This window comes from Streptomyces sp. NPDC091279, from assembly GCF_044757465.1.
Classification (GTDB): domain Bacteria; phylum Actinomycetota; class Actinomycetes; order Streptomycetales; family Streptomycetaceae; genus Streptomyces.
In genome coordinates this window covers 319264-343498 of sequence record NZ_JBIVVA010000009.1, presented here as the reverse complement: position 1 = coordinate 343498, position 24235 = coordinate 319264, and the positions used below count along the sequence as shown (strand labels likewise).

Below are 24235 nucleotides of genomic sequence, written 5' to 3'. Positions count from 1 at the left end.
CGCACATCGATACAGCCGCCGTTGCCCCCGTACATTGATGCGGTTTCGTGCTGCTTGGGTAACAGATCTTTGCCCACTCTTCGCCCCTTATGTCAGGGTTAGTTGGCCTTCTGGGCCTTCCTCTTTGTGGTCGAGGATGGAGGAGGGCGAGTGGGTCCAGCGTGGGGGTGGGAGGACGGCGGCCCGGTGGAGGTCCCTGGTGGTGAGGGGGGACGTCACGGACAGCGACGTGGGCTGCTGGGCCCGCGCTTCCGCGGTCAGGGTCAGGACCGTGATCAGTTCCAGGAGTTCTGATGTCCAGGGCTGGGGCCAGCTCTGGGGGCGGATCGCCGTCAGGCCCCCCTCGGGCTCCGGGGAGGTCGTGCGGGCGGTCAGCCACTCCTCCAGGACGCGGGTCCGGGACACCTGGAAGTCCCAAGCCGCCCTGGGCACCGGGGAGATGCGCCCCTCGTCGAGGTGCAGGGTCTCCTCCTCGCGGTCGTAGTGGACGGACCGTGGGCGAGCGGGGAGCGGGGCGCGGACATAGGGGCGGCGGCCCCCCGGGAGCTTGGGGCGTTCGCCGTCGCGGAGCATCAGCCACAGGGTCCGGCGGCCCGACTCGACGCCCTGGGACCAGAGTTCGGGGTCCGCGGTGAGCGGCACCGTCAGGTCGGGGCGGACCGCGATGACGATCCAGGCCAGAACGTCCAACGGCGTGAGGGCCAGGCCGAGTCGGGCGGCGAGGTGCTCCAACAGGCCCGGGGCCAGGTTGGGTTCGGCGGCGCCGGGGCGGCGGAACAACGGGCGCACGCGGCCGGGCCGGAGCAACGGGAGGTGCGGCGTGGCCAGCAGATGCGGAGGCTCGGGCGCCGACGCCGTTTCCACCACGAACACCTGCCCCGCGTCCGCCACCCGCCACAACTCCGGGCGGGCCACGTCGATCAGGCGATGGTCGGGGATCAGCCACTGCTCGTCGAACGGCGCCGCCAGCACCCGTACCGGCTCCGCGCACGGCCCCGACGCGCGGCCCAGTCGCTCCGTACCGGCGGACCGGCCGGGCAACTGCCCCACCGCCGACTGCGGGGTGCGGGCACGGGTCGGTTCGAAGAGGGCCTCGCGGTCTGGGCCCTCCGCCTTCAGCAGGGCGTCCCAACGGGCCTTCAGGGAAGCCGGATCGGGGCCCGTCGGCCACCCCCGGCCCAGCCGTGGCGGTGCGACGGACCACGGCATGAGGTCCGCCAGCGGCGGAGCATCGTCGTGCGTCACGCTGGGCATCGTAAGGCCTGTCACCGAGCGTCGTCTCAGGTGGCGTCCAGCGTCACCGTGAAGGAGAACCGGTCGCCCCGGTAATGGATGACAGCCACGTCGAGGACCCGCCCCGCCGGGTCGTAGGTGACGCCCGTGTAGTGCAGGATCGGGCTGAGCAACGGCACGTCGAGCAGCCGCGCCGTCTCCGGATCGGCCAGCCGCGCCTGCACGGTGTCGGTGATCCTGGCGATCTCCACACCCGCGAGATCCTGAAGCACCTTGGTCATCGGGCGGGACACCAGGTCCGCCGGGTCGAAACGGTCGGCGAGTTCGGGACGGACGTAGTTGCGGGCGTGGTTGGTCGGCTCGCCGCTCTCCTCCTCGCCGCGCAACCGGTGGAACGTCGCCACCTCGCCCACGTCCCGGAAGTACTCGGCGAGTTCGCTCGGTACCGGCGCCCGGCCGTGGTCGAGAAGCTCGGTCACCATGCCGGACTGCTGGGCCACGATCGCGTCCACCGAGCCCAACAGGCGTACCGGAGACCCCCGTTGCACACTCGGCTCGATGAACGTGCCCCGGCGCCGATGCCGGGTGATCAGCCCCTCGTCCTCCAACTCCTTCAGCGCCTGCCGCATGGTCAGCACACTCACCCCGTAATGGCCCGCCAACCGCTCCTCCGTGGGCAGCCGCAACGGCTGCTCGGGCGAGCGGCCGAGTATCGACGCCCGCAGGGACTGCGACACCTGGTACCAGAGCGGCAACTTGCGGTTCAGGACGATCGAGTCGGGGGCGAAGGAGGTCACGGGGCCGTCCGTACCGTCGGCGGGGCTGCGGTCGCCACCATTAAACCGAGCCGAAGTGCCGCTCCAGACCCCGCCATACGTCGTCGTAGCCCTCCTGGAGGTGCTCGGCGCCCGCCGCCTGCGAGGTCAGCGTGAGCGGCCAGCGCGTCTCGAACATGAACGCCAGCCCGTCGTCGATGCGTTGGGGCCGCAGCTCGGCCGCGCTCGCCCGGTCGAACGTCTCCCGGTCCGGGCCGTGCGCCGACATCATGTTGTGCAACGAGCCACCGCCCGGCACGAATCCGCCCTCCCCGGCCGCCTTCGCGTCATAGGCGCCCTCGATCAGCCCCATGTACTCGCTCATCACGTTCCGGTGGAAGTACGGCGGCCGGAACGTGTCCTCGCCCACCAGCCAGCGCGGCGCGAACACCACGAAGTCGACACCGGCCAGGCCCGGGGTGTCCGACGGCGACGTCAGCACCGTGAAGATCGACGGGTCCGGGTGGTCGTACGAGATCGTCCCGATGGCGTTGAAACGGCGCAGGTCGTAGACGTACGGCAGATGGTTGCCGTGCCACGCGACGACGTCCAGCGGGGAGTGGTCGTAACGGGCCGTCCAGAGGTTGCCGCAGAACTTGTTGACCACCTCGACCGGACCCTCCACCTCCTCGTACGCGGCGACCGGGGCCCTGAAGTCCCGTGCGTTGGCAAGGCCGTTGGCGCCGATCGGGCCCAACTCGGGAAGCCGGAACGGAGCACCGTAGTTCTCGCACACATAGCCGCGCACCGTCCCGTCGAGCAGCTCCACCCGCAGCCGCACCCCACGAGGGACCAACGCCACCTCGCCCGGCGCCACCCGCAGCAGCCCGAACTCCGTGCGCAGCAGCAGCCGTCCGCGCTCCGGCACGATCAGCAACTCCCCGTCGGCGTCGCTGAAGACACGCTCCATCGACGCGTCGGCGTGATACAGGTGCACGGCCATCCCGGTGCGCTGAGCCGCGTCGCCGTTGCCGCCGACGGTCCACAGCCCGGCCAGGAAGTCGGTGCCGGGCGCCGGTGCGGGCAACGGGTTCCAGCGCAGCCGGTTCGGGTCCGGCGGCACCTCCGTGAACGGGCCCGTGCGGATCGCGCCGCCCGCGGTACGGGTGAACGCCGGGTGGGCCGCGGAGGGGCGGATGCGGTAGAGCCAGGAACGGCGGTTGTGGGCGCGCGGCTCGGTGAACGCCGTACCGCTCAGCTGCTCCGCGTACAGGCCGAGGGGCGCGCGCTGCGGGGAGTTGCGCCCCTGGGGAAGCGCCCCGGGCACCGCCTCCGAGCTGTGCTCATTGCCGAACCCGGAGAGATACGACAGCCCCTCCGTACCGTCCACGGCAGCCGCGCGGTCCGGACCGCCCTGCCCCGGGTCCTCCCGCCCCGCCGCCCCTTCCCGTCCAGTCGGCCCCGCCGCCCCGCTCGCGTCCCCGGTCATGGTCTCTCCCTCGCGCTCCGAATCCTCTGCATCACCGTAGGATTGCGGTTTCCCCGCCGCAAGGGGAACGGCGAACCCGGCCCGGCCGCCGGGCATGGACGCGGGGCCCGGACGCCCGGACCGGCCCGTAGGGGTTCCGCCCTACCTCCGAGGTAGTCACCATCAGGGGCCACCGGAACCAGACCTCAGAGGGATTCGCCCGCGAAGGCCGGTGTTCTACGCTCCGACCATGTCGTGGATGCGGGGGCCCCTCGCCGTAGTCGCGGCCTGCGTCCTGCTGTTGGCCGGGATCGCGGGCTGCTCCTCCGGCGACGGCGGGGGCAGCGGTGGCGGTGGGAGCAACGGGGGCAACGGCGGCCGGGGTGGCGGCGGGAGCGCGGTCTCGCCCTCGCCGGCGGGCAAGGTGCTCGACGGGACCGACAAGGAGGGACGGCACTACCGGGAGGTCCCCGAGGAGGGGGCGCCCGAGGTCGGCATCGAGGTCCAGCCGGACGCCGACGACTCCTGGAACGTCCGGCTCACACTCCGGCACTTCCGGCTCTCGCCCGCCGGTCCCAAAGCGACAGCGGTGTCCGGCCGGGGCTTCGTCCTCCTCTACGTCGACGACCGCCTCGTCACCCGGCTGCGCGAGACCGCCTACCGGATACCGGCCCGCCTCGTCCCCCGCGGCACCCACCACGTCACCGCCCGCCTCTACGCGGACGACAGCACGGTGTGGGCGGCGGCGGGCGAACCGATCGAGAGCACCGCCGACATCACGGCATCCGGCACGGAGGCCACGGGGTCCGACGGGGAGGACGCTGCCCTCGACACCGACATCACGGCATCCGGCGCCGAGGCCACCGCCCCGGGTGCCGCCGCCCCCGACACCGAAGCCACCGCCCCCGACACCGACGTCACGCCGCAAGGTGCCGTCGGCCCGGCCGTGTTCGGCCGACCGGGCAGCGCGGGCGAACCGCCGGGTGCCGAGGTCCGTACCGGGGGACGAGGTTCACCCGCTCCTGCCGGAAAGGCATCATGATGCCCGTGCCCCACGCGACCCCCCTGCGTCGCGCGCCCGTGCAGCGGCGCAGCGCCGAACGCCTCACCCGCATCCTCGACGCCTGCGCCGACCTCCTCGACGAGGTCGGCTACGACGACCTGAGCACCCGGGCCGTCGCCCAGCGGGCCGGCGTCCCCATCGGCTCGGTGTACCGCTTCTTCGGCAACAAGCGGCAGATGGCGGACGCGCTCGCCCAGCGCAACCTGGAACGCTTCACCGAGCGGGTCGCCGACCGGCTGCGGCACACCGGCACCGGCGGCGCTGGGAGCACCGGGGGCGTTGAGGTCCCCGGAGCCGTCGGGGATTCCGCCCGTCCCGGCGAGGGTGGCTGGCGTGCCGCCATGGACGCCGTGCTCGACGAGTACCTGACCATGAAGCGCACCGCGCCCGGCTTCTCCCTCGTCGACTTCGGCAACCAGATACCCGTCGGCTCCCGTCACGCCGAACCCAACCACCGCGTCGCCGACCGCCTCGCCGAGCTGCTCTCCGGCCACCTCGACCGGGCGCCGGACGACGATCTGCGCCGCACCTTCCTGATCGCCGTCGAGACCGCCGACACCCTGGTCCACCTCGCCTTCCGGCTGGACCCCGACGGGGACGAACGGGTCATAGCGGAGACCCGGGAGATGCTGCGGGCGTATCTGGGCCGCGTACTGGACTGACCTGGAGTTCTGCGCTTATTGCTCGCATGTCAACGTCTTGTTAACGCCATTTGAACGGACCTAACGTCATCCCACCGCCGGTCCCAGGTGGGATGTTCAAAGGCGAACGTTAGGTATCCACTCATGCTGACCATCCTCGGCTTCACCATGATCGCGACCTTCCTGGTCCTGATCATGCTGAAGAAGATGTCGCCCATCGCGGCGCTCGTGCTGATCCCGGCGCTGTTCTGCGTCTTCGTCGGCAAGGGTGCCCACCTGGGCGACTACGTCATCGACGGCGTCACCAGCCTCGCGCCCACCGCGGCCATGCTGATGTTCGCGATCGTCTATTTCGGAGTCATGATCGACGTCGGGCTCTTCGACCCGATCGTGCGCGGCATCCTCAAGTTCTGCAAGGCGGACCCGCTCCGGATCGTCGTGGGCACCGCGGTCCTCGCCGCGATCGTCTCCCTCGACGGTGACGGCTCGACCACCTTCATGATCACGGTCTCGGCGATGTACCCGCTGTACAAGCGCCTGAAGATGTCCCTGGTCGTGATGACCGGCGTCGCCGCGATGGCCAACGGCGTGATGAACACCCTGCCGTGGGGCGGCCCGACCGCCCGCGCCGCCACCGCCCTCAAGCTGGACGCGAGCGAGATCTTCGTCCCGATGATCCCGGCGCTCGCCATGGGCATGGTCTTCGTGATCGCCCTCTCCTACGTCCTCGGCCGCCGTGAGCGCACACGGCTCGGCGTGCTGACGCTGGACGAGGTGCTGATCGACGAGAAGGCGACCGCGACCGAGACGGTGCTGGTCGGCGCCGGTGCGGAGACCGAGGCGGGCAACGGCTCCGGTACCGGCACCACCCCGGCGTCCCTGGGCGGTTCGGGTTCCGGCACCGACGCGGACCTCCCCGAGGAGCCCGCCAAGAAGTCCGCCGACGCCGACGAGGATGACGACGACGACTTCCAGGGCCTCGACCCGCACCGCGCCACCCTGCGCCCCAAGCTGTACTGGTTCAACGCGCTGCTCACGGTCGTCCTGCTGACCGCCATGATCATGGAGCTGCTGCCGATACCGGTGCTGTTCCTGCTCGGCGCCGCGACCGCCCTCACCGTCAACTTCCCCCACATGCCCGACCAGAAGGCCCGCCTCGGCGCCCACGCCGAGAACGTCCTGAACGTCTCCGGCATGGTCTTCGCCGCCGCCGTCTTCACCGGCGTCCTCCAGGGCACCGGCATGGTCGACCACATGGCCAAGTGGCTGGTCGGCAACATCCCCGACGGCATGGGCCCGCACATGGCCTTCGTCACCGGCGTCCTGAGCATCCCGCTGACCTACTTCATGTCGAACGACGGTTTCTACTTCGGCATCGTCCCGGTGCTCGCCGAGGCCGGTGCCGCCCACGGGGTCTCGCCGCTGGAGATCGCCCGCGCCTCCCTCGTCGGCCAGCCCCTGCACATGTCGAGCCCGCTGGTCCCCGCCGTCTATGTCCTGGTCGGCATGGCGAAGGTGGAGTTCGGTGACCACACCCGGTTCGTGGTCAAGTGGGCGATCCTGACATCGCTCGTGGTGCTCGGGGCAGGGATTCTGTTCGGAATCATCTGACCACCCGTAGGAGGACTTCGTCATGGTGTCCGGTGGGAACCGCGGCTGGCTGCTCCGCCTCGTCATCGCCTTCGGGTTCGCGCAGGGGGCGGTGTCGATGGCCCGGCCCGCCGTCTCCTACCGGGCCCTCGGGCTGGGCGCGGACGAACGCGCGATCGGTGTCATCACCGCCGTCTACGCCCTGCTTCCGCTCTTCCTGGCCGTCCCGCTCGGCCGCCGCACCGACCACGGCCGCTGCGCGCCGCTGCTGCCGGTCGGCGTGGTCCTGATATCCGGCGGCTGCGCGCTCAGCGGCCTCGCCGACTCCCTGGTCACGATGGCCGTGTGGAGCGGGGTCATGGGCCTCGGCCACCTCTGCTTCGTCATCGGCTCCCAGTCGTTGGTGGCCCGCCAGTCCGCGCCGCACGAACAGGACCGCAACTTCGGCCACTTCACCATCGGCGCCTCCCTCGGCCAACTCGTCGGCCCGATCGCCGCGGGCGCGCTGATCGGCGGCCACGACATGGCCGCGACCAGTGCGACGGCCCTGCTGGTGGCGGGTGCGGGCGCGGCCGCCGCGTTCACCTCGCTGTGGCGCATCGAGGACCGAACGGCCCTGACGTCCCGTCCCGCGCCGGGCGACCGGGTGCCGGTCGGCCGCATCCTGGGCGCCCGGGGTGTCCCGGCGGGCATGCTCATCAGCCTCTCGGTGCTGTCCGCCACGGACATCCTGACCGCCTACCTGCCGGTGGTCGGCGAGCACCGGGGCATCGCACCGGCGGTGGTCGGCATCCTGCTCAGCCTCCGCGCGGGCGCCACGATCGCCTGCCGCCTGGTGCTCACGCCGTTGCTGCGGCTGCTCGGCCGGCCGACCCTGCTGACGGTGACCTGCTTCCTGGCGGCGGTGCTGTGCGCGGGGGTCGCCGTCCCGGCCCCGGTGTGGGCGCTGGGCCTGATGCTGGCGGCCCTCGGTTTCTGCCTGGGCGTCGGCCAGCCGCTCTCCATGACGACGGTGGTGCAGGCGGCCCCCGACGGCGCCCGTTCCACGGCCCTGGCCCTCCGCCTGACCGGCAACCGCCTCGGCCAGGTGGCCGCCCCGGCGACGGCGGGCCTGGTGGCCGGAGTAGCGGGCGTGGCGGCCCCCTTCGTCATGCTGTCAGCCCTCCTACTCCTCTCAGCCACCACAGCCCTACGCACCCCCCATTCCCCCACCCCACCCACCCCAGCCCCAGCCCCCCAAAGGCAAGCAGGAAACAGCACAAAAACCCCCTAGCCAGGGGCGCGGGGAACGGCGCAAACACCCCACGGCCCATCACGCGCCCACGCACCTCAGCCCCCCCAGGGGCGCGGGGAACGGCGCGAGAACCCCCACGGACCCGCACGCGCCCACGCACCTCAGCCCCCCCCCAGGGGCGCGGGGAACGGCGCGAGAACCCCCACGGCCCGGCGCGGGTCCACGCACCTCAGCCCCCCCAGGGGCGCGGGGAACGGCGCGAGAACCCCCACGGCCCGGCACGCGTCCACGTACCTCAGCCCCCCAGGGGCGCGGGGAACTGCGCGAGAACCCCCACGGACCCGCACCCGCCCCACGACCTGTCAGGCCAGGGGCGCGGGGAACTGCGCAAAAACCGCCGCCCCCCACCCCCACACCTGGCGTGCCAAAACTATCGCCGCTAGTTTGACCCGGAGGACGATTCACGGAGGCCGCACGATGAAGCCACACCCCGACCTGTACCTCAACGGCGCCTGGCGCCCAGCAGAGGGCGATGCCCTGATCGAGGTCATCAACCCGACCGACGAGCAACGCATCGGCCACGTCCCCGCAGCCACCCCCGCCGACATCGACGCAGCGGTCAGGGCCGCCCGCACAGCCCTCCCCGCCTGGTCCACCACCCCACCCACCGCCCGCGCAGCACACCTCACCGCACTCCACGACATCCTCACCGCCCGCAAGGACGAGATCGCCGAGACGGTCACCGCGGAACTCGGCTCCCCCCTCCCGTTCTCCCAGGCCGTGCACGCCTCCCTGCCCATCGCCGTGGCCGCCTCCTACGCCGAACTCGCCGCCACCCACCCCTTCGAGGAGAAGGCCGGCACCTCGACCGTCCACCTGGAGCCGATCGGCGTGGTCGGCGCGATCACGCCCTGGAACTACCCCCTGCACCAGATCGTCGCCAAGGTCGCCCCCGCCCTCGCCGCGGGCTGCGCCGTCGTGCTCAAGCCGGCCGAGGACACCCCGCTCACCGCCCAACTCTTCGCGGAGGCGGTCCACGAGGCGGGCGTCCCGGCGGGCGTCTTCAACCTCGTCACCGGCCTCGGCCCGGTCGCCGGGCAGGCCCTCGCCGAGCACCCCGGCGTCGACCTCGTGTCGTTCACCGGCTCCACGGCCGTCGGCCGTCAGATCGGCGCGACCGCGGGCGCCGCCCTGAAGAAGGTCGCCCTGGAACTCGGCGGCAAGTCCGCCAACGTCATCCTGCCCAGCGCCGACCTGGCCCGCGCCGTCAACGTCGGCGTCGCCAACGTGATGTCCAACTCCGGTCAGACGTGCAGCGCGTGGACCCGGATGCTGGTGCACAGCGACCGGTACGAGGAGGCCGTCGCCCTCGCCGCGACCGCCGCGGCGAAGTACGGCGACCGGATCGGCCCGCTGGTCAACGCCAAACAGCGGGCACGGGTGCTGAGTTACATCGACAAGGGCATCGCCGAGGGCGCCCGCCTGGTCGCGGGCGGCACCCAACCCCCGCGCCCGCAGGGCTACTTCGTCAGCCCGACGGTCTTCGCGGACGTCACACCCGACATGGTGATCGCGCGGGAGGAGATCTTCGGCCCGGTCCTGTCGATCCTGCGCTACGAGGACGAGGAGGACGCCCTGCGCATCGCCAACGGCACCGTCTACGGCCTCGCCGGCGCGGTCTGGGGCGAGGAGGCCGAGGCCGTCGCCTTCGCCCGCCGCATGGAGACCGGGCAGGTCGACATCAACGGCGGCCGCTTCAACCCCGTTGCCCCGTTCGGCGGTTACAAGCACTCCGGGGTGGGCCGGGAACTCGGCACGCACGGCCTCGGGGAGTTCCTCCAGACCAAGTCCCTCCAGTTCTAGGAGCGTTCCCATGGTTCGTGCGGCCGTCCTGCCCGCCGTCGGCGCCCCGCTGGAGATCACCGAGATCGACCTGCCGCAGCCCGGCCCCGGCCAGGTCCGCGTCCGCCTCGCCGCCGCCGGGGTCTGCCACTCCGACCTCTCCCTCTCCAACGGCACCCTGCGCGTCCCGGTCCCCGCGGTCCTCGGTCACGAGGGCGCCGGCACCGTCGTCGCCGTCGGCCCGGACGTCACCGGAATCGCCCCCGGTGATCAGGTCGTCCTCAACTGGGCGCCGTCCTGCGGCCGTTGTCACGCCTGCTCGCTCGGCGAGGTCTGGCTCTGCGCCCACGCCCTGGACGGCGCCGCCGACGTCTACGCCCACCGCACCTCCGACGGCACCGACCTGCACCCCGGTCTGAACGTCGCCGCGTTCGCCGAGGAGACCATCGTCGCCGCCCGCTGCGTACTGCCGTTGCCCGCCGGCATCCCCCTCACCGACGCGGCCCTCCTCGGCTGCGCCGTCCTCACCGGCTACGGCGCCGTCGTCCACGCGGCCCGGGTCCGCGCGGGCGAGTCGGTGGCCGTCCTCGGCGTCGGGGGAGTGGGGCTCGCGGCGCTCCAGGCGGCGCGCATCGCGGGCGCCGGACAGCTCGTCGCCGTCGATGTCTCCCCGGAGAAGGAGGAGTTGGCGCGCGCGGCCGGGGCCACCGACTATCTGCTCGCCTCCGACACCACCGCCCGCGACCTGCGCGCCCGCACCGGCAAGCAGGGCGTCGACGTGGCGATCGAGTGCGTCGGCCGGGCCGCCACCATCCGCGCCGCCTGGGACTCCACCCGGCGCGGCGGCCGCACCACGGTCGTCGGCATCGGCGGCAAGGACCAGCAGATCACCTTCAACGCCCTGGAACTCTTCCACTGGGCCCGCACCTTGGCGGGTTGCGTCTACGGCAACGCCGACCCCGCCCGCGACCTGCCCGTCCTCGCCGACCACGTCCGCGCCGGACGCCTCGACCTGGGCACGCTGGTGACGGAACGGATCGCCCTGGACGGCATCCCGGCGGCTTTCGAGGCCATGCTCGCGGGCAAGGGCGCCCGGGCTCTGGTCACCTTCTGACCACACCGGGACCGAGTCAACTCCGGCCGCGCAGCAGGACGTTCGACCGGCCGCGCGGAAGGACGTTCAAGCCCCCCACGCCTCCTAAGACGTGCGGGCCACCCGGGTGTACTGCTCGGTCAGGCCGTCGAGCAGGGCGGTCAGGCCGGTCGTGAAGGCCCGTTCGTCGATCTTCTCCTGCTGGTCGGCGAGGAGATGGGCCTGACCGAGGTGGGGGTAGTCGGCGGGGTCGTAGGCGTCGGCGTCGTCGACGAAGCCCCCGGCGAACGAGCCCAGCGCCGAGCCCATGATGAAGTACCGCATCAGCGCGCCGATCGAGGTGGCCTGCGCAGGGGGCCAGCCCGCGTCGACCATCGCCCCGTACACCGCGTCGGCGAGCCGCAGTCCGGCCGGGCGGCGGCCGGGGCCCCGGGCAAGGACCGGCACGATGTTCGGGTGGTCGCGCAGCGCCGCCCGGTAGGAGACCGCCCAGTCGTGCAGCGCGGTCCGCCACGCCCGGCCGTCCTCGAACATCGACAGATCGACCTGCGCGCTCACCGAGTCGGCGACCGCCTCCAGGATCTCGTCCTTGGTGCGGAAGTGGTTGTAGAGGGACGGCCCGCTGACGCCCAGCTCGGCGGCGAGGCGGCGGGTGGAGAGGGCCGCGAGGCCTTCCGCGTCCACCAGCATCCGGGCCGCCCCGACGATGCGGTCGGTGCTGAGCAGGGGCTTGCGCGGTCGGGCCATGGCGTACATAGTAGGGCTGCGACCAGAAACTAGCACTGCTAATTAAAAGTGACGTCTCGGTGGGGTGACCGGCATGAACCTGGAACTCGACGCGGAGCAGACCGCCGTCCGGCAGCTCGCCCGCGACTTCGTGGACCGCGAGATCGCCCCGCACGTCGTCGCCTGGGACCGCGCCGAGGCCGTAGACCGTTCGCTCGTCAAGAAGCTCGGCGAGGTCGGCTTCCTGGGCCTCACCGTCGCCGAGGAGTACGGCGGCTCGGGCGGCGACCACCTCGCGTACTGCCTGGTCACCGAGGAGTTGGGGCGCGGCGACTCGTCGGTGCGCGGCATCGTCTCCGTCTCCCTCGGCCTGGTCGCCAAGACGATCGCCGGGTGGGGCGACGCGGAGCAGAAACGGCGCTGGCTGCCGGGGCTCACCTCCGGTGACCTGGTCGGCTGCTTCGGCCTCACCGAGCCAGGCACCGGCTCCGACGCGGGCAACCTCACCACCCGGGCGGTACGCGACGGCGACACCTACGTGATCAACGGCACCAAGACGTTCATCACCAACGGCACCTGGGCCGATGTCGTCCTGCTCTTCGCGCGCTCCACCGACGCCCCCGGCCACCAGGGCGTCTCCGCCTTCCTGGTCCCCGCCGACGCCCCCGGCCTCGCCCGCCGCCCGATCCACGGCAAGCTCGGCCTGCGCGGCCAGGCCACCGCCGAACTGGCCTTCGAGGACGTACGCGTCCCGGCCGACGCGCTGCTCGGCACGGAGGGGAAAGGGTTCTCGGTCGCCATGTCGGCGCTGGCCAAGGGGCGGATGTCGGTCGCCGCGGGCTGCGTCGGGATCGCCCGGGCCGCCCTGGACGCGGCCGTGCGCTACGCGGGCGAGCGCGAGCAGTTCGGCAAGCCCATCGCCCGCCACCAACTGGTGCAGGAGCTGCTCAGCGACATCGCCGTCGACGTGGACGCGGCCCGGCTGCTGACCTGGCGGGTCGCGGATCTGATCGACCGGGGCGAGCCGTTCGCCGTCGAGTCGTCCAAGGCCAAGCTGTTCGCGTCGGAGGCGGCGGTGCGGGCCGCCAGCAACGCCCTCCAGGTCTTCGGCGGCTACGGCTACATCGACGAGTATCCGGTCGGCAAGCTGCTGCGCGACGCCCGCGTGATGACCCTCTACGAGGGCACCAGCCAGATCCAGAAACTGCTCATCGGCCGTGCCCTGACCGGCGTTTCGGCGTTCTGAGTAGCGACCTGAGTAGGTCGGCGGATACGGCCGGTGCCGGGTGCGCCGATGCTGTCCCGTATGAGTGACACGCCGGGCAAGCAGCAGAACACGGCCGCCTTCCACGGCCAGGCCGTCGCGTCCTTCGCCGTCGCCATGGCCGCGACCGCCGTCGGCATCTTCAAGCTGGAGGCCGACGCGTGGGTGCGGGCCTTCCTCTCCATCGCCGTCCTGTACCTGGTCACCTCCGCCTTCACCCTCGCCAAGGTGGTCCGCGACCGCCAGGACGCCACCGACCACCCCTACGGCCGCTTCGACAAGCCCTGAACCCCTGGTGGGTGGACTAAGCGGGCGCTCACCTTCGGCGGTAGGGTGGGGCCGATGTCGGCGAGAGGGGCAGGCGAGCGATGAGTACCGCGCAGGAGACGACCGGCGGCGAGGTCGAGCCGTGGGAGCAGGTCACCCCCGACGCGGCCCGGCGTCTGCTCGTCGCGGCCGTGGAGGCGTTCGCCGAGCGGGGCTACCACGCCACCACGACCCGTGACATCGCGGGCCGCGCGGGCATGAGCCCGGCCGCGCTCTACATCCACTACAAGACCAAGGAAGAGTTGCTCCACCGCATCAGCCGGCTCGGCCACGACAAGGCGCTGGACATCCTGCGCACCGCCGCCCGCGCCGAGGGCACCCCGACGGAGCGGCTCGCGGAGGCCGTCGGTTCCTTCGTCCGCTGGCACGCGGGCCGACGCACCACGGCCCGGGTCGTGCAGTACGAACTCGACGCGCTCGGCCCCGACGCCCGCGCCGAGATCCTCGGCCTGCGCCGACAGGTCGACGCCGAGGTCCGCGGCATCGTCGAGGACGGCGTCGCCGCCGGGGAGTTCGACGTCCCGGACGTGCACGGCACCACCCTCGCGATCCTCTCCCTCTGCATCGACGTGGCCCGTTGGTTCAACGTCGAGGGCCCCCGCACCCCGGACGAGGTCGGCGCGCTCTACGCGGACCTCGTCCTGCGGATGGTCGGCGCCGCCGAGTAGGCCGCCCCCAGGGGCCGTTGGACGACCCCGGAGGCGAAACGGCGCCCTGCGCAACGGAGTTGAGCGGCGGGCCTAGAGGTAGTAGCGGGACACCGACTCCGCCACGCACACCGGCTTGTCGCCGCCCTCACGCTCCACGCTGAAGCCGACGGTGACCTGGACGCCGCCGGTCACGTCCGCGACGTCGTTGATCCGCGCCGTCGCGCGCAGCCGCGAGCCGACCGGCACCGGGGCGGGGAAACGGACCTTGTTGGTGCCGTAGTTGACGCCCATCTTCACGCCCTCGACGTCCAGCAGCTGGGGCCCGAACAGGGGCAGCAGGGACAGCGTCAGATAGCCGTGCGCGATGGTCGTCCCGAACGGCCCGGCGGCCGCCTTCTCCGGGTCCACGTGAATCCACTGGTGGTCGCCGGTCGCCTCGGCGAACAGGTCGATCCGCTTCTGGTCGATCTCCACCCAGTCGGTGTACCCCAGCTGCTCGCCCACCGCCGCCTTGAGTTCCTCGGCGGACGCGAACGTCCTCGGCTCTGCCATCTCCCGGCCTCCCGGCTCACGCGCCCGGGCGTCCGCCCGCGCGGCTATCTCTAAGCAACTGCTTAGCATGGTCGGACGGGATTCCGATGTCAACGGACCATCGGCGCGGCCGGCTCGGTAGGGTCGAGAAGTGCCCCAGATTCCCGAGAAGATCCACGAACTCACGGTCGGCCAGCTCGCCGCGCGCAGCGGCGTCGCCGTCTCCGCCCTGCACTTCTACGAGGCCAAGGGCCTGATCAGCAGCCGCCGTACCTCGGGCAACCAGCGCCGCTACCACCGTGACGCGCTGCGCCGGGTGGCGTTCGTGCGGGCCGCTCAACGCGTCGGCATACCGCTGGCCACGATCCGCGAGGCCCTCGCCGAACTCCCCGAGGAGCGCACCCCGACCCGTGAGGACTGGGCGCGGCTGTCGCAGGCGTGGCGTTCCGAGCTGGACGAGCGCATCAGCCAGCTCAACCGGCTGCGGGACCATCTCACCGACTGCATCGGCTGCGGCTGCCTCTCCCTGGACACCTGCGTCCTCTCCAACCCCGACGACGCCTTCGGCCAAAAAAGCTCCGGCTCCCGCCTCCTGGTCCCCCACAAACCCACCCCCAACCCCAGACTCAACCCCGGGAACGGCAAGTAACTCAAGGGAGGCGAGGGGTTCTTGTAGAGGTAGGGCCACAGCAACGCCGGCGTTTTTTAAGGGGCGCGGGGAACTGCGCGACCAGCCACGACGGCGCGGCACCCGCCCGACAACCTGTCCCGCCACTCTCGTGGGCGCCCGGCCAACCCCGCAGGGGTGGCAAGTGGCGTCGGCCAAAAAAGGGGGCGCGGCATCCCCAGCGCACCCCCACCCACTCAGGCCACTCAGGCCACTGAGACCAACAGCCTGTCGCGCCGAGCCTCGGCCAACGCCTCAGCCGTCAGCACAGGCCGCGGCACAAGAATCCCGCACCGAGCACAGACCGGCCCCGCCGAAGGCTCATGGTCCAGGTCGTACTTCCAGATCAACCGCGCCCCACCGCACACCGGACACCCCGCCCCCGGCGCCCGCTCAAGCGCGGAGATGAGCCGCCGCAACACCTCACCCAGCGGTTCACGGGGATGAACCCGCGGGTCATCGCACCACGCGACCCCGAACCCGCCCCAGGTCAGCCGGTGCCAGTCATCCACCGTGCCCGGCCTGCGCAGCCCATCGTGCTTCTCCTTCTTGCGCCGCTCGGCGAACTCGGCCTCATAGGCCAGCCAGACCGAACGCGCCTCTTCCAGTTCCGCCAGTGCGGCCACGAGCCGCACCGGGTCGGGGGAACGGTCCTCGGGACCGAACCCGGCCCGGGAGCACAAGTGGTCCCAGGTCGCCCTGTGTCCGTAGGGAGCGAATCGCTCCAGGCATTTGCGCAGCGAGTAGCGCCGCAGTGCCAGATCGCTCCGTGGATCTCGGACCTGTCTCGCCAGACTCCGGAAACCGGCCATCGCCCTGCACCTCCGTCACACCTGCACCTGTACTTCGGTCACTTCGGCGTCTCCGTACGGACGTCGCCGAATAGACGTATCGACACGCGATTCGGCTCCCTCCGATTGCACTGCCCTCCTTCAGCCCGTGCCCCGACTCTGGGAAGTGACGCATGTTCACCTTCCAACCCGGGGATACCGGCGGTAACATCCCGGCTCATCCTCGTCCCGGCAGGAGTCGCCATGCCACGGCGTGTCCCACGCACTGTTCTCGACAGTCTGAGAACTCCCCGCGGATTCCACGGGTTCCTGAAAACCACAGCCGTATGCACCTTGATTGCCGGACTTTTGTCTCCGCTTTCCCAAGCGGTGGCGGCCGAGCAGGCCACCGGACAGACGACCGCGCAGGTCACGGCGGCCAACGACTACTGCGGCGGCCAGTGTTCCGACATCCTGCCGCCCGGTGAGAACGGCAACGCCACCCTCGCGCAGATCCTCCTCAACCAGGCCTTCGGCACCCAGCCCGACCACGCCGAGGACCAACTCGGCCCGTACGCCAACCTCGCCACCGGCTCCTCCGGCCTCACCGACGCCAAGATCAACACGTTCTTCAACGACGCCTCGTTCGGGGTCGCCTCCGACCAGATCGCCTCCACCGAGAAGCCGGCCGGCCGCACCGACGTGACGATCGTGCGGGACAAGAAGGCGGGCATACCGCATATAACCGGCACCACCCGGTACGGCACCGAGTTCGGCGCCGGGTACGCGGCGGCCGAGGACCGGCTCTGGCTGATGGACGTCTTCCGGCACGTCGGACGCGGCCAGCTGACCACCTTCGCCGGCGGCGCCGCCTCCAACCAGGGCCTGGAACAGGAGTTCTGGCGCAACGCCCCCTACCGCGAGGCCGACCTCCAGGCGCAGATCGACTCCGCCGTCGCGAGCGCCGGTGCCCGGGGTCAGCAGGCCCTCGACGACGCCAACGCCTACCTCGCCGGCGTCAACTCCTACATCGACGCCTCCGACAGCGGCCGTTACTTCCCCGGCGAGTACGTCCTCACCGGGCACAAGGACTCCATCACCAACGCCGGCACCATCGACCACTTCAAGATCACCGACCTGGTCGCGCTGGCCTCCGTGATCGGCGCCCTCTTCGGCTCGGGAGGCGGCGGCGAGGTCAACAACGCGCTCTCGCTGCTGGCCGCCCAGTCCCAGTACGGCGTCGAACAGGGCACCAAGGTCTGGGAGTCGTTCCGCGAACGCAACGACCCCGAGGCCGCCCTCACCGTCCACGACGGCACCAGCTTTCCGTACGCCGCCAAGCCCGCCACCGCCCAGGGCCAGGCGCTCCCGGACGCGGGCTCGGTCACCCAGGAACCCCTGGTCTACGACCGCACCGGCTCCGCCGCCACCACCGGTGCCGCCACCGCCTCCACCCAGGCCGCCGCCACCGCGCTGACCTCGGCCAAGCGCGGGATGTCCAACGCCCTGGTGGTGAGCGGAAAGTACACGGCCAGCGGCCACCCGGTCGCCGTCTTCGGCCCGCAGACCGGGTACTTCGCCCCGCAGTTGCTGATGCTCCAGGAGATCCAGGGCCCCGGCATCAGCGCCCGGGGCGCCTCCTTCGCGGGCCTGAGCATGTACGTCGAACTCGGCCGGGGCCAGGACTACTCGTGGTCCGCGACCACCTCGGGCCAGGACATCATCGACACCTACGCCGTCGAACTGTGCGAGGACGACTACCACTACCTCTACCACGGCACCTGCACGGCCATGGACGAGGTCGAACAGAAGAACGCCTGGACCCCCACCACCGCCGACGGCACCGCCGCGGGCTCCTACACGATGCGGGTCTGGCGCACCGCATACGGGCCGGTCGAGTACCGGGCGACGGTCGGCGGCAAGAAGGTCGCCTACACCACCCTGCGCTCGTCCTATCTGCACGAGGTCGACTCGATCATCGGCTTCCAGATGCTCAACGACCCCGACTACGTGAAGGGCCCGCAGGACTTCGAGAGCGCGGTCCAGCACATCAACTACACCTTCAACTGGTTCTACGCCGACTCCCAGCACACCGCCTACTACAACAGCGGCGACAACCCGGTGCGCGCGACCGGCGTCGACCCCGACTTCCCGGTGTGGGCCCGCGCCGCCTACGAATGGCAAAACTGGAACGGCGCCACCAACACCGCCGACTACACACCGGCGTCGGCCCACCCCAACTCCATCGACCAGGACTACTACATCTCCTGGAACAACAAACAGGCCCTCGACTACGCCTCCGCGCCCTGGGGCGACGGCTCCGTGCACCGCGCCGACCTCCTGGAGGACCGCGTCAAGAAACTCGTCGCGGCCGGAGGCGTGACCCGTACCTCGCTGGTGAAGGCGATGGCCGACGCCGCCCTGACCGACCTGCGCGCCGAGGACGTGCTGCCCGAACTCCTGAAGGTCGTGGGCAGTTCACCGGTGACGGACGCCACGGCCGCCGCCGCGGTGACCAAGCTCCAGACCTGGGTCACCGCGGGCGCCCGACGCACCGAGACGACGGCGGGCTCGAAGACGTACGCGAACGCCGACGCGATCCGTCTCCTCGACGCCTGGTGGCCGCTGCTGGTCAAGGCCGAGTTCCAACCCGGCCTCGGCACCGACCTGTACGACGCGATCAGCACCAACCTGCCGATCGACGAGTCACCGTCGGCCGCGCACGGCCCGACCGGCGCCCACGCCGGAAGCTCCTTCCAGTACGGCTGGTGGAGCTATGTCGACAAGGACATCCGGTCAGTGCTCGGTCAGTCCGTGCAGGGCCCCCTCGCCCAGACGTACTGCGGCGGCGGCAGCCTCAGCTCCTGCCGCGACCTCCTCATCAGCACCCTGAAGACGGCGGCCGGTCTCACCCCCGCCCAGGTCTACCCGGGCGACGACCAGTGCTCGGCCGGCGACCAGTGGTGCGCCGACTCGATCGTCCAGCGCACCCTCGGCGGCATCAAGCACGGCAAGATCAGCTGGCAGAACCGGCCCACCTACCAGCAGGTGGTCGAGTACACCTCGCACCGGTGAGCCACGGCTGAACTCCCCGCTGGCGGCGGGTCAGACGATCCGGCCCGCCGCCAGCACCACCCGGGCCAGCTCCGGGTGCACGATGTCGCTGTGCGCCCCGCACGGCGGCCCACCGCGCCGGACGACGGCCGAGGCGTCGACGTTCACACAGCCCGACGTCGGCAGCGGCCCGCGCAGCGCCCCGGCGAGGTCGAGCACCTTCGTGCCGGGTACCGCCTGGACCCCGTCGTGGCCCATCGCCCCCCACTTCAGGCCCAGTTGGGCGGTGATGTCGATGCCGAGCAGCGAGTCGTCCTGGTCCGCCATCCGGGACGCGAGCGGATACAGCGCCCCCAGCGCCGTGTCGTACCGCGAATGGCAGCTGACCAACGGCCCGTCGATCCGCTTCTGTTGCCCCTGGAGCACCCCGCCCGTCCGCACGTCGAACGGCAGCCGGGCCGCGAACGTGTAGTGCGAGAACGCCCCTTGGAGCAACGTCACCGACTTCACCGTGCGCACCCCGTCGGGCAGCCCGCCCAGCGCGAACGACACCAGCCGCCCGCCGAAGCTGTGTCCGACCAGATGCACCCGCACCCCGGGCGCCGACACCGCCAACTGCCCCACCACACGCCCCAGTCCACGTTCGCCGACGGTGCCCGCACGCCGTTTCATCGCGTAGTACGTGGTCTGCCGCAGGAGTTCGAGGGCGCCGTCCCAGGGATTCGGCAGCGTGAAACTCTCAAGTGGGACAGGGGAGTTGGGGCCCCCGGTGAGGGAGTCGAGGCCGGTGAGGGCCTGGGCGAACTCGCCGCAGAGCGTCGCGGTGTCCCCGGTGAGCAGCAGCGGCGCGCTCTGCGGCACGCCCTCGGCGAGGGTGTCGGCGGCGAACAGCGGCTGCGGCCCGCCGGGCACCACCTCCACCAACTCCCGCACCAGCCGCCCGAACTCCGCGAACTCCCCGTCTCCTGACACACGTTGGTCCAGCATCCGGGAGATGCGCTCGATCAGCGGCGCCTTGCCGGGGAAGGTCTCCAGGAGCGCGTGCCGGGTCTCCTCGTCGAGCGCGGGGGCGTCGGCCGGCGGGGGAGCGGCCAAGGAGGGCGCGTAGTCCGGGACACGTTCGTCGCAGAACAGCATCGACGGCCAGATCACCCCCACGTACCCGACCCTGGCCCGGGGGGCGAGTTCCGGGATCGGCGCGAAGAAGCTGCTGTACAACTGGGTCGCGCCCGAACGGTCGTTGTTCCAGCCGTGCGCGAAGACGATCAGATCCTCCACCTGACGTCTCGTCACCTCGGCCAGCAGCCTGTCCCGTTCGGGTCCGTCGACGTCGCCGTCCGCGTCGAACGTCAGCTCCCAGTACGGTCCGACGCTCATCGCAGGATCTGCCATGACGGGCTCCCTCGTCCCCCGAACTGTTCTGATGTGGGCGCATCGTCCCGCCACCGGGCGACAATGACCAGACGAGGCGGCTCACCCATAGAGGAGATATTGCTCTCGCACCCGGGAGAAGGCGGCCAGTTCGTCCCGCCAGGCCGCCACCACCTCGTCGGTGCCCGCCCCGGCGTCGATCATCGTGCGCACCCGGGCCGACCCGGTGAGCCGGTCGATCCAGTGATCGGCGCGCCAGGCGAACCCGCTCCACACCCGCCGGGCGGTCACCAGCAGCCCGATCCCGGTGCGCACGGGGTCGTAGGCGGCCCGGTCGTCCACATGGAGCTGCACGCCCCCCACGGTCCGCCCCTGGAACTTGGAGAACGTCGGCGCGAAGTACGCCTCCCTGAAGTGCACGCCCGGCAGCCGGAGTCGGCCGACAGCCGCCGCCCACCGCCCGTCGACGCCCTCCGCGCCGAGCAGCTCGAACGGCCGGGTCGTGCCACGCCCCTCGGAGAGGTTGGTGCCCTCGAAGAGACACGTACCGGCATAGACGAGGGCCGTGTCCGGCGTCGGCATGTTCGGGCTCGGCGGCACCCAGGGCAGGGCGCCGGTGTCGAAGAAGTCGGAGCGCCGCCAGCCGCTCATCCGCACGGTCGTCAGCGCGAGCGGCGCGGCCAGGAACTCCCCGTTGAACAGCCGCGCCAGCTCGGCGACCGTCATCCCGTGCGCCTGCGCGATCGGCTCCCGCCCGACGAACGACGCGAACTCCCGGTGCAGCACAGGCCCTTGGGCCGCCCGCCCGCTGACCGGGTTCGGCCGGTCGAGCACCACGAACCGCAGCCCGAGCGGCTGGGCCGCCGCCATGCAGTCGTAGAGCGTCCACACGTAGGTGTAGAAGCGGGCGCCGACGTCCTGGATGTCGAAGACGACCGTGTCGACGCCGGACGCGGCGAACACCTCGGTCAGCGCCCGGCCGCTCGTGAGGTACGTGTCGTAGACGGGCAGCCCGGTCGCCGGATCGTCGTACCGCCCCTCGGAGCCACCGGCCTGCGCGGTGCCACGGAACCCGTGCTCGGGCCCGAAGACGGCCGTCAACTCCACCCGCCGGTCGGCGTGCAGGACATCGACGATGTGCCGCAGGTCCCGGGTGACCCCGGTCGGGTTGGTGACGATCCCGACGCGTCGGCCGCGCAGGGCCGCGTAACCGGTCGCGGCGAGGTTCTCGAAGCCGGTCCGCACGGGTGCACGGCGGCGGACGGACGCGTCGGCGGGGGTGGACGCGGTCAGCGGGAGGACGGTCGTCGCGCTGAGGACGGCTCGTCTGGAGAGGCGCATGAGGGCACCGTAGGAGGCGCGGCGGACCCTGCACAGTCACCGCCCGGACACGGCCTGTCGCCCCTGCTCGGGCGCCCGCCGAGGGCGGTACGAACACCCTTCCGTCGCACATACCGACCGGTTAGTCTGGGCGGGCAGTGAGCCGCGATCGACGGAGATTGAGGGTGAAAGCCGTGCAAGGTGCTGGTGTGGTGGTCACGGGAGCCGGCGGTGGCATAGGGGCCGCCCTCGCCCGGCGGTTCGCCGCCGAAGGCGCCCGGGTCGTCGTCAACGACCTCGACGCCCCGCGCGCCGAAGCCGTCGCCGGCGAGATCGGCGCGATCGTGGTCCCCGGCGACGCCTCCACCGTCGTCGCGGCCGCCCGGGACGCGCTCGGCGGCACCATCGACGTCTACTGCGCCAACGCCGGCGTCGCCTTCGAGGACGCCGGACCCGGTGAACCCTTCGACGAGCACAGCTGGGCCACCTCCTGGGACGTCAACGTGATGGCCCACGTCCGCGCCGCCCACGAACTGCTCCCGGCGTGGCTGGAACGCGGCTCGGGACGGTTCGTGTCCACGGTGTCCGCCGCCGGACTGCTCACCATGATCGGCGCCCCCTCCTACAGCGTCACCAAGCACGGCGCCCTCGCCTTCGCCGAGTGGCTCTCCCTGACCTACCGGCACCGGGGCCTCAAGGTGCACGCCATCTGTCCGCAGGGCGTGCGCACCGACATGCTGGAGGCCACCGGCAGCGCGGGCGACCTGATGCTCAGGCCGACCGCGATCGACCCGGCGGACGTCGCCGACGCCCTGTTCAAGGGCATCGCCGAGGACCGCTTCCTGATCCTGCCGCACCCCGAGGTCGCCGGGTACTACCGGAATCGGGCCGCCGATCCCGACCGTTGGCTGTCCACCATGAACCGCCTCCAGAGCACGTGGGAGCAGGCACGATGACCGGTCCCACCTACGCCGACCAGCCCTGGACGGCCCTCCTGACCGACGTCCAGCGGGCCCCCGTGCACCCCGACGAGTCCCTCGTCCACGCCCTGCGCCGCGTCGTCGCCGAGGCCCCGGACCAGGTCTTCCTCACCTACTTCGACGGCCGCCTCAGCTACCGCCAGGTCGACGAACTCAGCGACTCGGTCGCCGGGTACCTCGCCGCCCACGGGCTCCGGCGCGGCGACCGGGTGGCGGTGCTGCTCCAGAACTCCCCGCTCTTCGTGCTCGCCCTGCTCGGCGTGTGGAAGGCGGGCGCGATCGTCGTCCCCGTCAACCCCATGTACAAGTCGGCCGAGGCCGGCCACGTCCTGCGGGACTCCGAGGCGGCCGCGCTGATCTGCTCCGACCGCGCCTGGGAGACGTACCTGCGTGCCGTCGCCGCCGACTCCCCGGTGCGGATCGCCCTCACCGCCTGCGAACGCGACTTCCAGACCCGCGACGACCCCCGCGTCCTGCCCTTCGAACGGCTCGCGGTCGCCGCCGACGCCGAAGATCTCGCCATGGTCGCCCGCGACGGCTACCCGGCCCCCGGCGACCGGACCGTCGGCGGCGACGACATCGCCCTGATCAGCTACACCTCCGGCACCAGCGGCACCCCCAAGGGCGCCACCAACACCCACCGCAACATCATGTACAACGCCGAACGCCAGCACACCGGCCTCGGCCTGCCCACCGCGCCGGTCTACTACGCGCTCGCCCCGCTGTTCCACATCACCGGCATGGTCTGCCAACTCGGCGCCAGCCTGGTCAGCGCGGGCACCCTGGTGCTGACCTACCGCTTCGAAACCGGCGTCGTCCTCGACGCGTTCCTGGAGCACCGCCCGCACTACACGGTCGGCCCGTCCACCGCGTTCATGGCGCTGGCCGCCCAGCCCCAGGCGACCCGCGACCACTTCTCGTCGTTCGTGGTCATCTCCTCCGGCGGCGCGCCCGTGCCGCCCGCGCTGGTGGAGAAGTTCCGCGCCGGATTCGGCCCCTACATCCGCAACGGCTACGGGCTCACCGAGTGCACCGCCCCCTGCGCCTCCGTCCCGCCCGGCCTTGAGGCCCCCGTGGACCCGGCCTCCGGCACCCTCGCGGTCGGCGTGCCGGGCCCCGACACCGTCGTCAGGATCATCGACGACCACGGCGCCGACGTCCCCTTCGGCGTCCAGGGCGAGATCGTGGTGCGCGGCCCGCAGGTCGTCCCCGGCTACTGGCGGCGCCCCGAGGCCACGGCGGAGACCTTCCCGGACGGCGAACTGCGCACCGGCGACATCGGCTTCATGGACCCGCAGGGCTGGCTGTACGTCGTCGACCGCAAGAAGGACATGATCAACGCGTCCGGCTTCAAGGTGTGGCCGCGCGAGGTCGAGGACGTCCTCTACACCCACCCGGCGGTGCGCGAGGCGGCCGTCGTCGGGGTGCCCGACGGCTACCGCGGGGAGACCGTCAAGGCGTACATCAGCCTGCGGCCAGGCGCCGAGGTGGCCCCGGAGGAGTTCGCGGCGTACTGCAAGGAGAGACTGGCCGCCTACAAGTACCCGAGGCAGGTCGAGATCCTGCCCGAGCTGCCGAAGACGGCGAGTGGGAAGATCCTCCGGCGGGAACTGCGTTCCACCGAGAAGGACGCGTAACAGCAGGCAGCAGGTTCGA

21 protein-coding genes are annotated in these 24235 nt (G+C 71.6%); 13 read left to right on the top strand and 8 right to left on the bottom strand.

Annotated features, from left to right (window positions below):
* Nucleotides 1–87: 87 nt before the first annotated feature.
* From ACIQOU_RS24195 to hmgA, 3 genes are read right to left on the bottom strand one after another with little or no spacing between them, the layout of a single operon-like run.
* The gene (locus tag ACIQOU_RS24195) at nt 88–1254 is read right to left on the bottom strand and encodes a type ISP restriction/modification enzyme (protein ID WP_401538888.1); all 1167 of its coding nucleotides are present in this window, start codon (nt 1252–1254) and stop codon (nt 88–90) included.
* Between the two features lie 26 nt (nt 1255–1280).
* Nucleotides 1281–2030, bottom strand: coding sequence for a GntR family transcriptional regulator (locus tag ACIQOU_RS24190; protein ID WP_401538887.1), 750 nt, complete (start codon nt 2028–2030; stop codon nt 1281–1283).
* Between the two features lie 40 nt (nt 2031–2070).
* Nucleotides 2071–3477, bottom strand: a complete 1407-nt coding sequence (hmgA, locus tag ACIQOU_RS24185; protein WP_401538886.1) for a homogentisate 1,2-dioxygenase — start codon at nt 3475–3477, stop codon at nt 2071–2073.
* Nucleotides 3478–3706: 229 nt separating this feature from the next.
* On the opposite strand from hmgA, the gene ACIQOU_RS24180 reads away from it, so the two are divergent.
* The 6 genes from ACIQOU_RS24180 to ACIQOU_RS24155 all read left to right on the top strand — a co-directional run bounded on the left by ACIQOU_RS24180 (nt 3707) and on the right by ACIQOU_RS24155 (nt 10940).
* The gene (locus ACIQOU_RS24180; RefSeq protein WP_401538885.1) at nt 3707–4498 is read left to right on the top strand and encodes a hypothetical protein; all 792 of its coding nucleotides are present in this window, start codon (nt 3707–3709) and stop codon (nt 4496–4498) included.
* Nucleotides 4495–5181, top strand: coding sequence for a TetR family transcriptional regulator (locus ACIQOU_RS24175; protein WP_401538884.1), 687 nt, complete (start codon nt 4495–4497; stop codon nt 5179–5181). The genes ACIQOU_RS24180 and ACIQOU_RS24175 overlap by 4 nt, the downstream gene beginning before the upstream one ends.
* 123 nt (nt 5182–5304) lie before the next feature.
* Nucleotides 5305–6771, top strand: coding sequence for a CitMHS family transporter (locus tag ACIQOU_RS24170; RefSeq protein WP_401538883.1), 1467 nt, complete (start codon nt 5305–5307; stop codon nt 6769–6771).
* A 22-nt stretch (nt 6772–6793) separates the two neighbouring features.
* On the top strand, nt 6794–8023 hold the full coding sequence (locus ACIQOU_RS24165) for an MFS transporter (RefSeq protein ID WP_401538882.1): 1230 nt from the start codon (nt 6794–6796) through the stop codon (nt 8021–8023).
* Nucleotides 8024–8461: 438 nt separating this feature from the next.
* On the top strand, nt 8462–9847 hold the full coding sequence (locus ACIQOU_RS24160; RefSeq protein WP_401538881.1) for an aldehyde dehydrogenase family protein: 1386 nt from the start codon (nt 8462–8464) through the stop codon (nt 9845–9847).
* Between the two features lie 10 nt (nt 9848–9857).
* Nucleotides 9858–10940, top strand: a complete 1083-nt coding sequence (locus tag ACIQOU_RS24155; RefSeq protein ID WP_401538880.1) for a Zn-dependent alcohol dehydrogenase — start codon at nt 9858–9860, stop codon at nt 10938–10940.
* A gap of 84 nt (nt 10941–11024) precedes the next feature.
* Here ACIQOU_RS24155 and ACIQOU_RS24150 read toward each other — a convergent pair whose 3' ends face one another.
* A complete protein-coding gene (locus ACIQOU_RS24150) occupies nt 11025–11666 on the bottom strand; it encodes a TetR/AcrR family transcriptional regulator (RefSeq protein ID WP_401538879.1) in 642 nt (213 codons plus the stop codon).
* A gap of 73 nt (nt 11667–11739) precedes the next feature.
* Here ACIQOU_RS24150 and ACIQOU_RS24145 point away from each other — a divergent pair, with 73 nt between their 5' ends.
* The 3 genes from ACIQOU_RS24145 (at nt 11740) to ACIQOU_RS24135 (ending at nt 13904) form a co-directional block, all read left to right on the top strand.
* Nucleotides 11740–12891: an acyl-CoA dehydrogenase family protein gene (locus ACIQOU_RS24145; protein WP_401538878.1), complete on the top strand. Its 1152-nt coding sequence runs from the start codon at nt 11740–11742 to the stop codon at nt 12889–12891.
* A 60-nt stretch (nt 12892–12951) separates the two neighbouring features.
* On the top strand, nt 12952–13197 hold the full coding sequence (locus ACIQOU_RS24140; RefSeq protein WP_401538877.1) for a YiaA/YiaB family inner membrane protein: 246 nt from the start codon (nt 12952–12954) through the stop codon (nt 13195–13197).
* An 80-nt stretch (nt 13198–13277) separates the two neighbouring features.
* Nucleotides 13278–13904, top strand: coding sequence for a TetR/AcrR family transcriptional regulator (locus ACIQOU_RS24135; protein WP_401538876.1), 627 nt, complete (start codon nt 13278–13280; stop codon nt 13902–13904).
* Between the two features lie 72 nt (nt 13905–13976).
* On the opposite strand, the gene ACIQOU_RS24130 is transcribed toward ACIQOU_RS24135, so the two are convergent.
* Nucleotides 13977–14438 (bottom strand): MaoC family dehydratase, encoded by a 462-nt coding sequence (locus ACIQOU_RS24130; protein WP_401538875.1) that lies wholly within the window; start codon nt 14436–14438, stop codon nt 13977–13979.
* Nucleotides 14439–14568: 130 nt separating this feature from the next.
* Between ACIQOU_RS24130 and soxR the strand changes: the two genes are divergently transcribed.
* Nucleotides 14569–15066 carry a redox-sensitive transcriptional activator SoxR gene (soxR, locus tag ACIQOU_RS24125; RefSeq protein ID WP_401538874.1) on the top strand — a complete coding sequence of 166 codons (498 nt, stop codon included), beginning with the start codon at nt 14569–14571 and terminating at the stop codon, nt 15064–15066.
* 224 nt (nt 15067–15290) lie between these two features.
* On the opposite strand, the gene ACIQOU_RS24120 is transcribed toward soxR, so the two are convergent.
* Complete coding sequence (locus ACIQOU_RS24120; protein ID WP_401538873.1) at nt 15291–15896, bottom strand: hypothetical protein; 606 nt, start codon at nt 15894–15896, stop codon at nt 15291–15293.
* Nucleotides 15897–16118: 222 nt separating this feature from the next.
* On the opposite strand from ACIQOU_RS24120, the gene ACIQOU_RS24115 reads away from it, so the two are divergent.
* Nucleotides 16119–18929, top strand: coding sequence for a penicillin acylase family protein (locus ACIQOU_RS24115; RefSeq protein WP_401538872.1), 2811 nt, complete (start codon nt 16119–16121; stop codon nt 18927–18929).
* Nucleotides 18930–18959: 30 nt separating this feature from the next.
* On the opposite strand, the gene ACIQOU_RS24110 is transcribed toward ACIQOU_RS24115, so the two are convergent.
* Nucleotides 18960–20300 (bottom strand): serine-threonine protein kinase, encoded by a 1341-nt coding sequence (locus tag ACIQOU_RS24110; protein ID WP_401538871.1) that lies wholly within the window; start codon nt 20298–20300, stop codon nt 18960–18962.
* 81 nt (nt 20301–20381) lie between these two features.
* On the bottom strand, nt 20382–21620 hold the full coding sequence (locus tag ACIQOU_RS24105) for an exo-beta-N-acetylmuramidase NamZ domain-containing protein (RefSeq protein ID WP_401538870.1): 1239 nt from the start codon (nt 21618–21620) through the stop codon (nt 20382–20384).
* A gap of 164 nt (nt 21621–21784) precedes the next feature.
* Between ACIQOU_RS24105 and ACIQOU_RS24100 the strand changes: the two genes are divergently transcribed.
* Together ACIQOU_RS24100 and ACIQOU_RS24095 are read left to right on the top strand one after the other, a co-directional pair.
* Entirely contained in the window at nt 21785–22555 is a 771-nt protein-coding gene (locus ACIQOU_RS24100) for an SDR family oxidoreductase (RefSeq protein ID WP_401538869.1), read from the top strand.
* A complete protein-coding gene (locus ACIQOU_RS24095; protein WP_401538868.1) occupies nt 22552–24216 on the top strand; it encodes a class I adenylate-forming enzyme family protein in 1665 nt (554 codons plus the stop codon). Before ACIQOU_RS24100 ends, ACIQOU_RS24095 begins: the two co-directional genes overlap by 4 nt.
* Nucleotides 24217–24235: the final 19 nt, after the last annotated feature.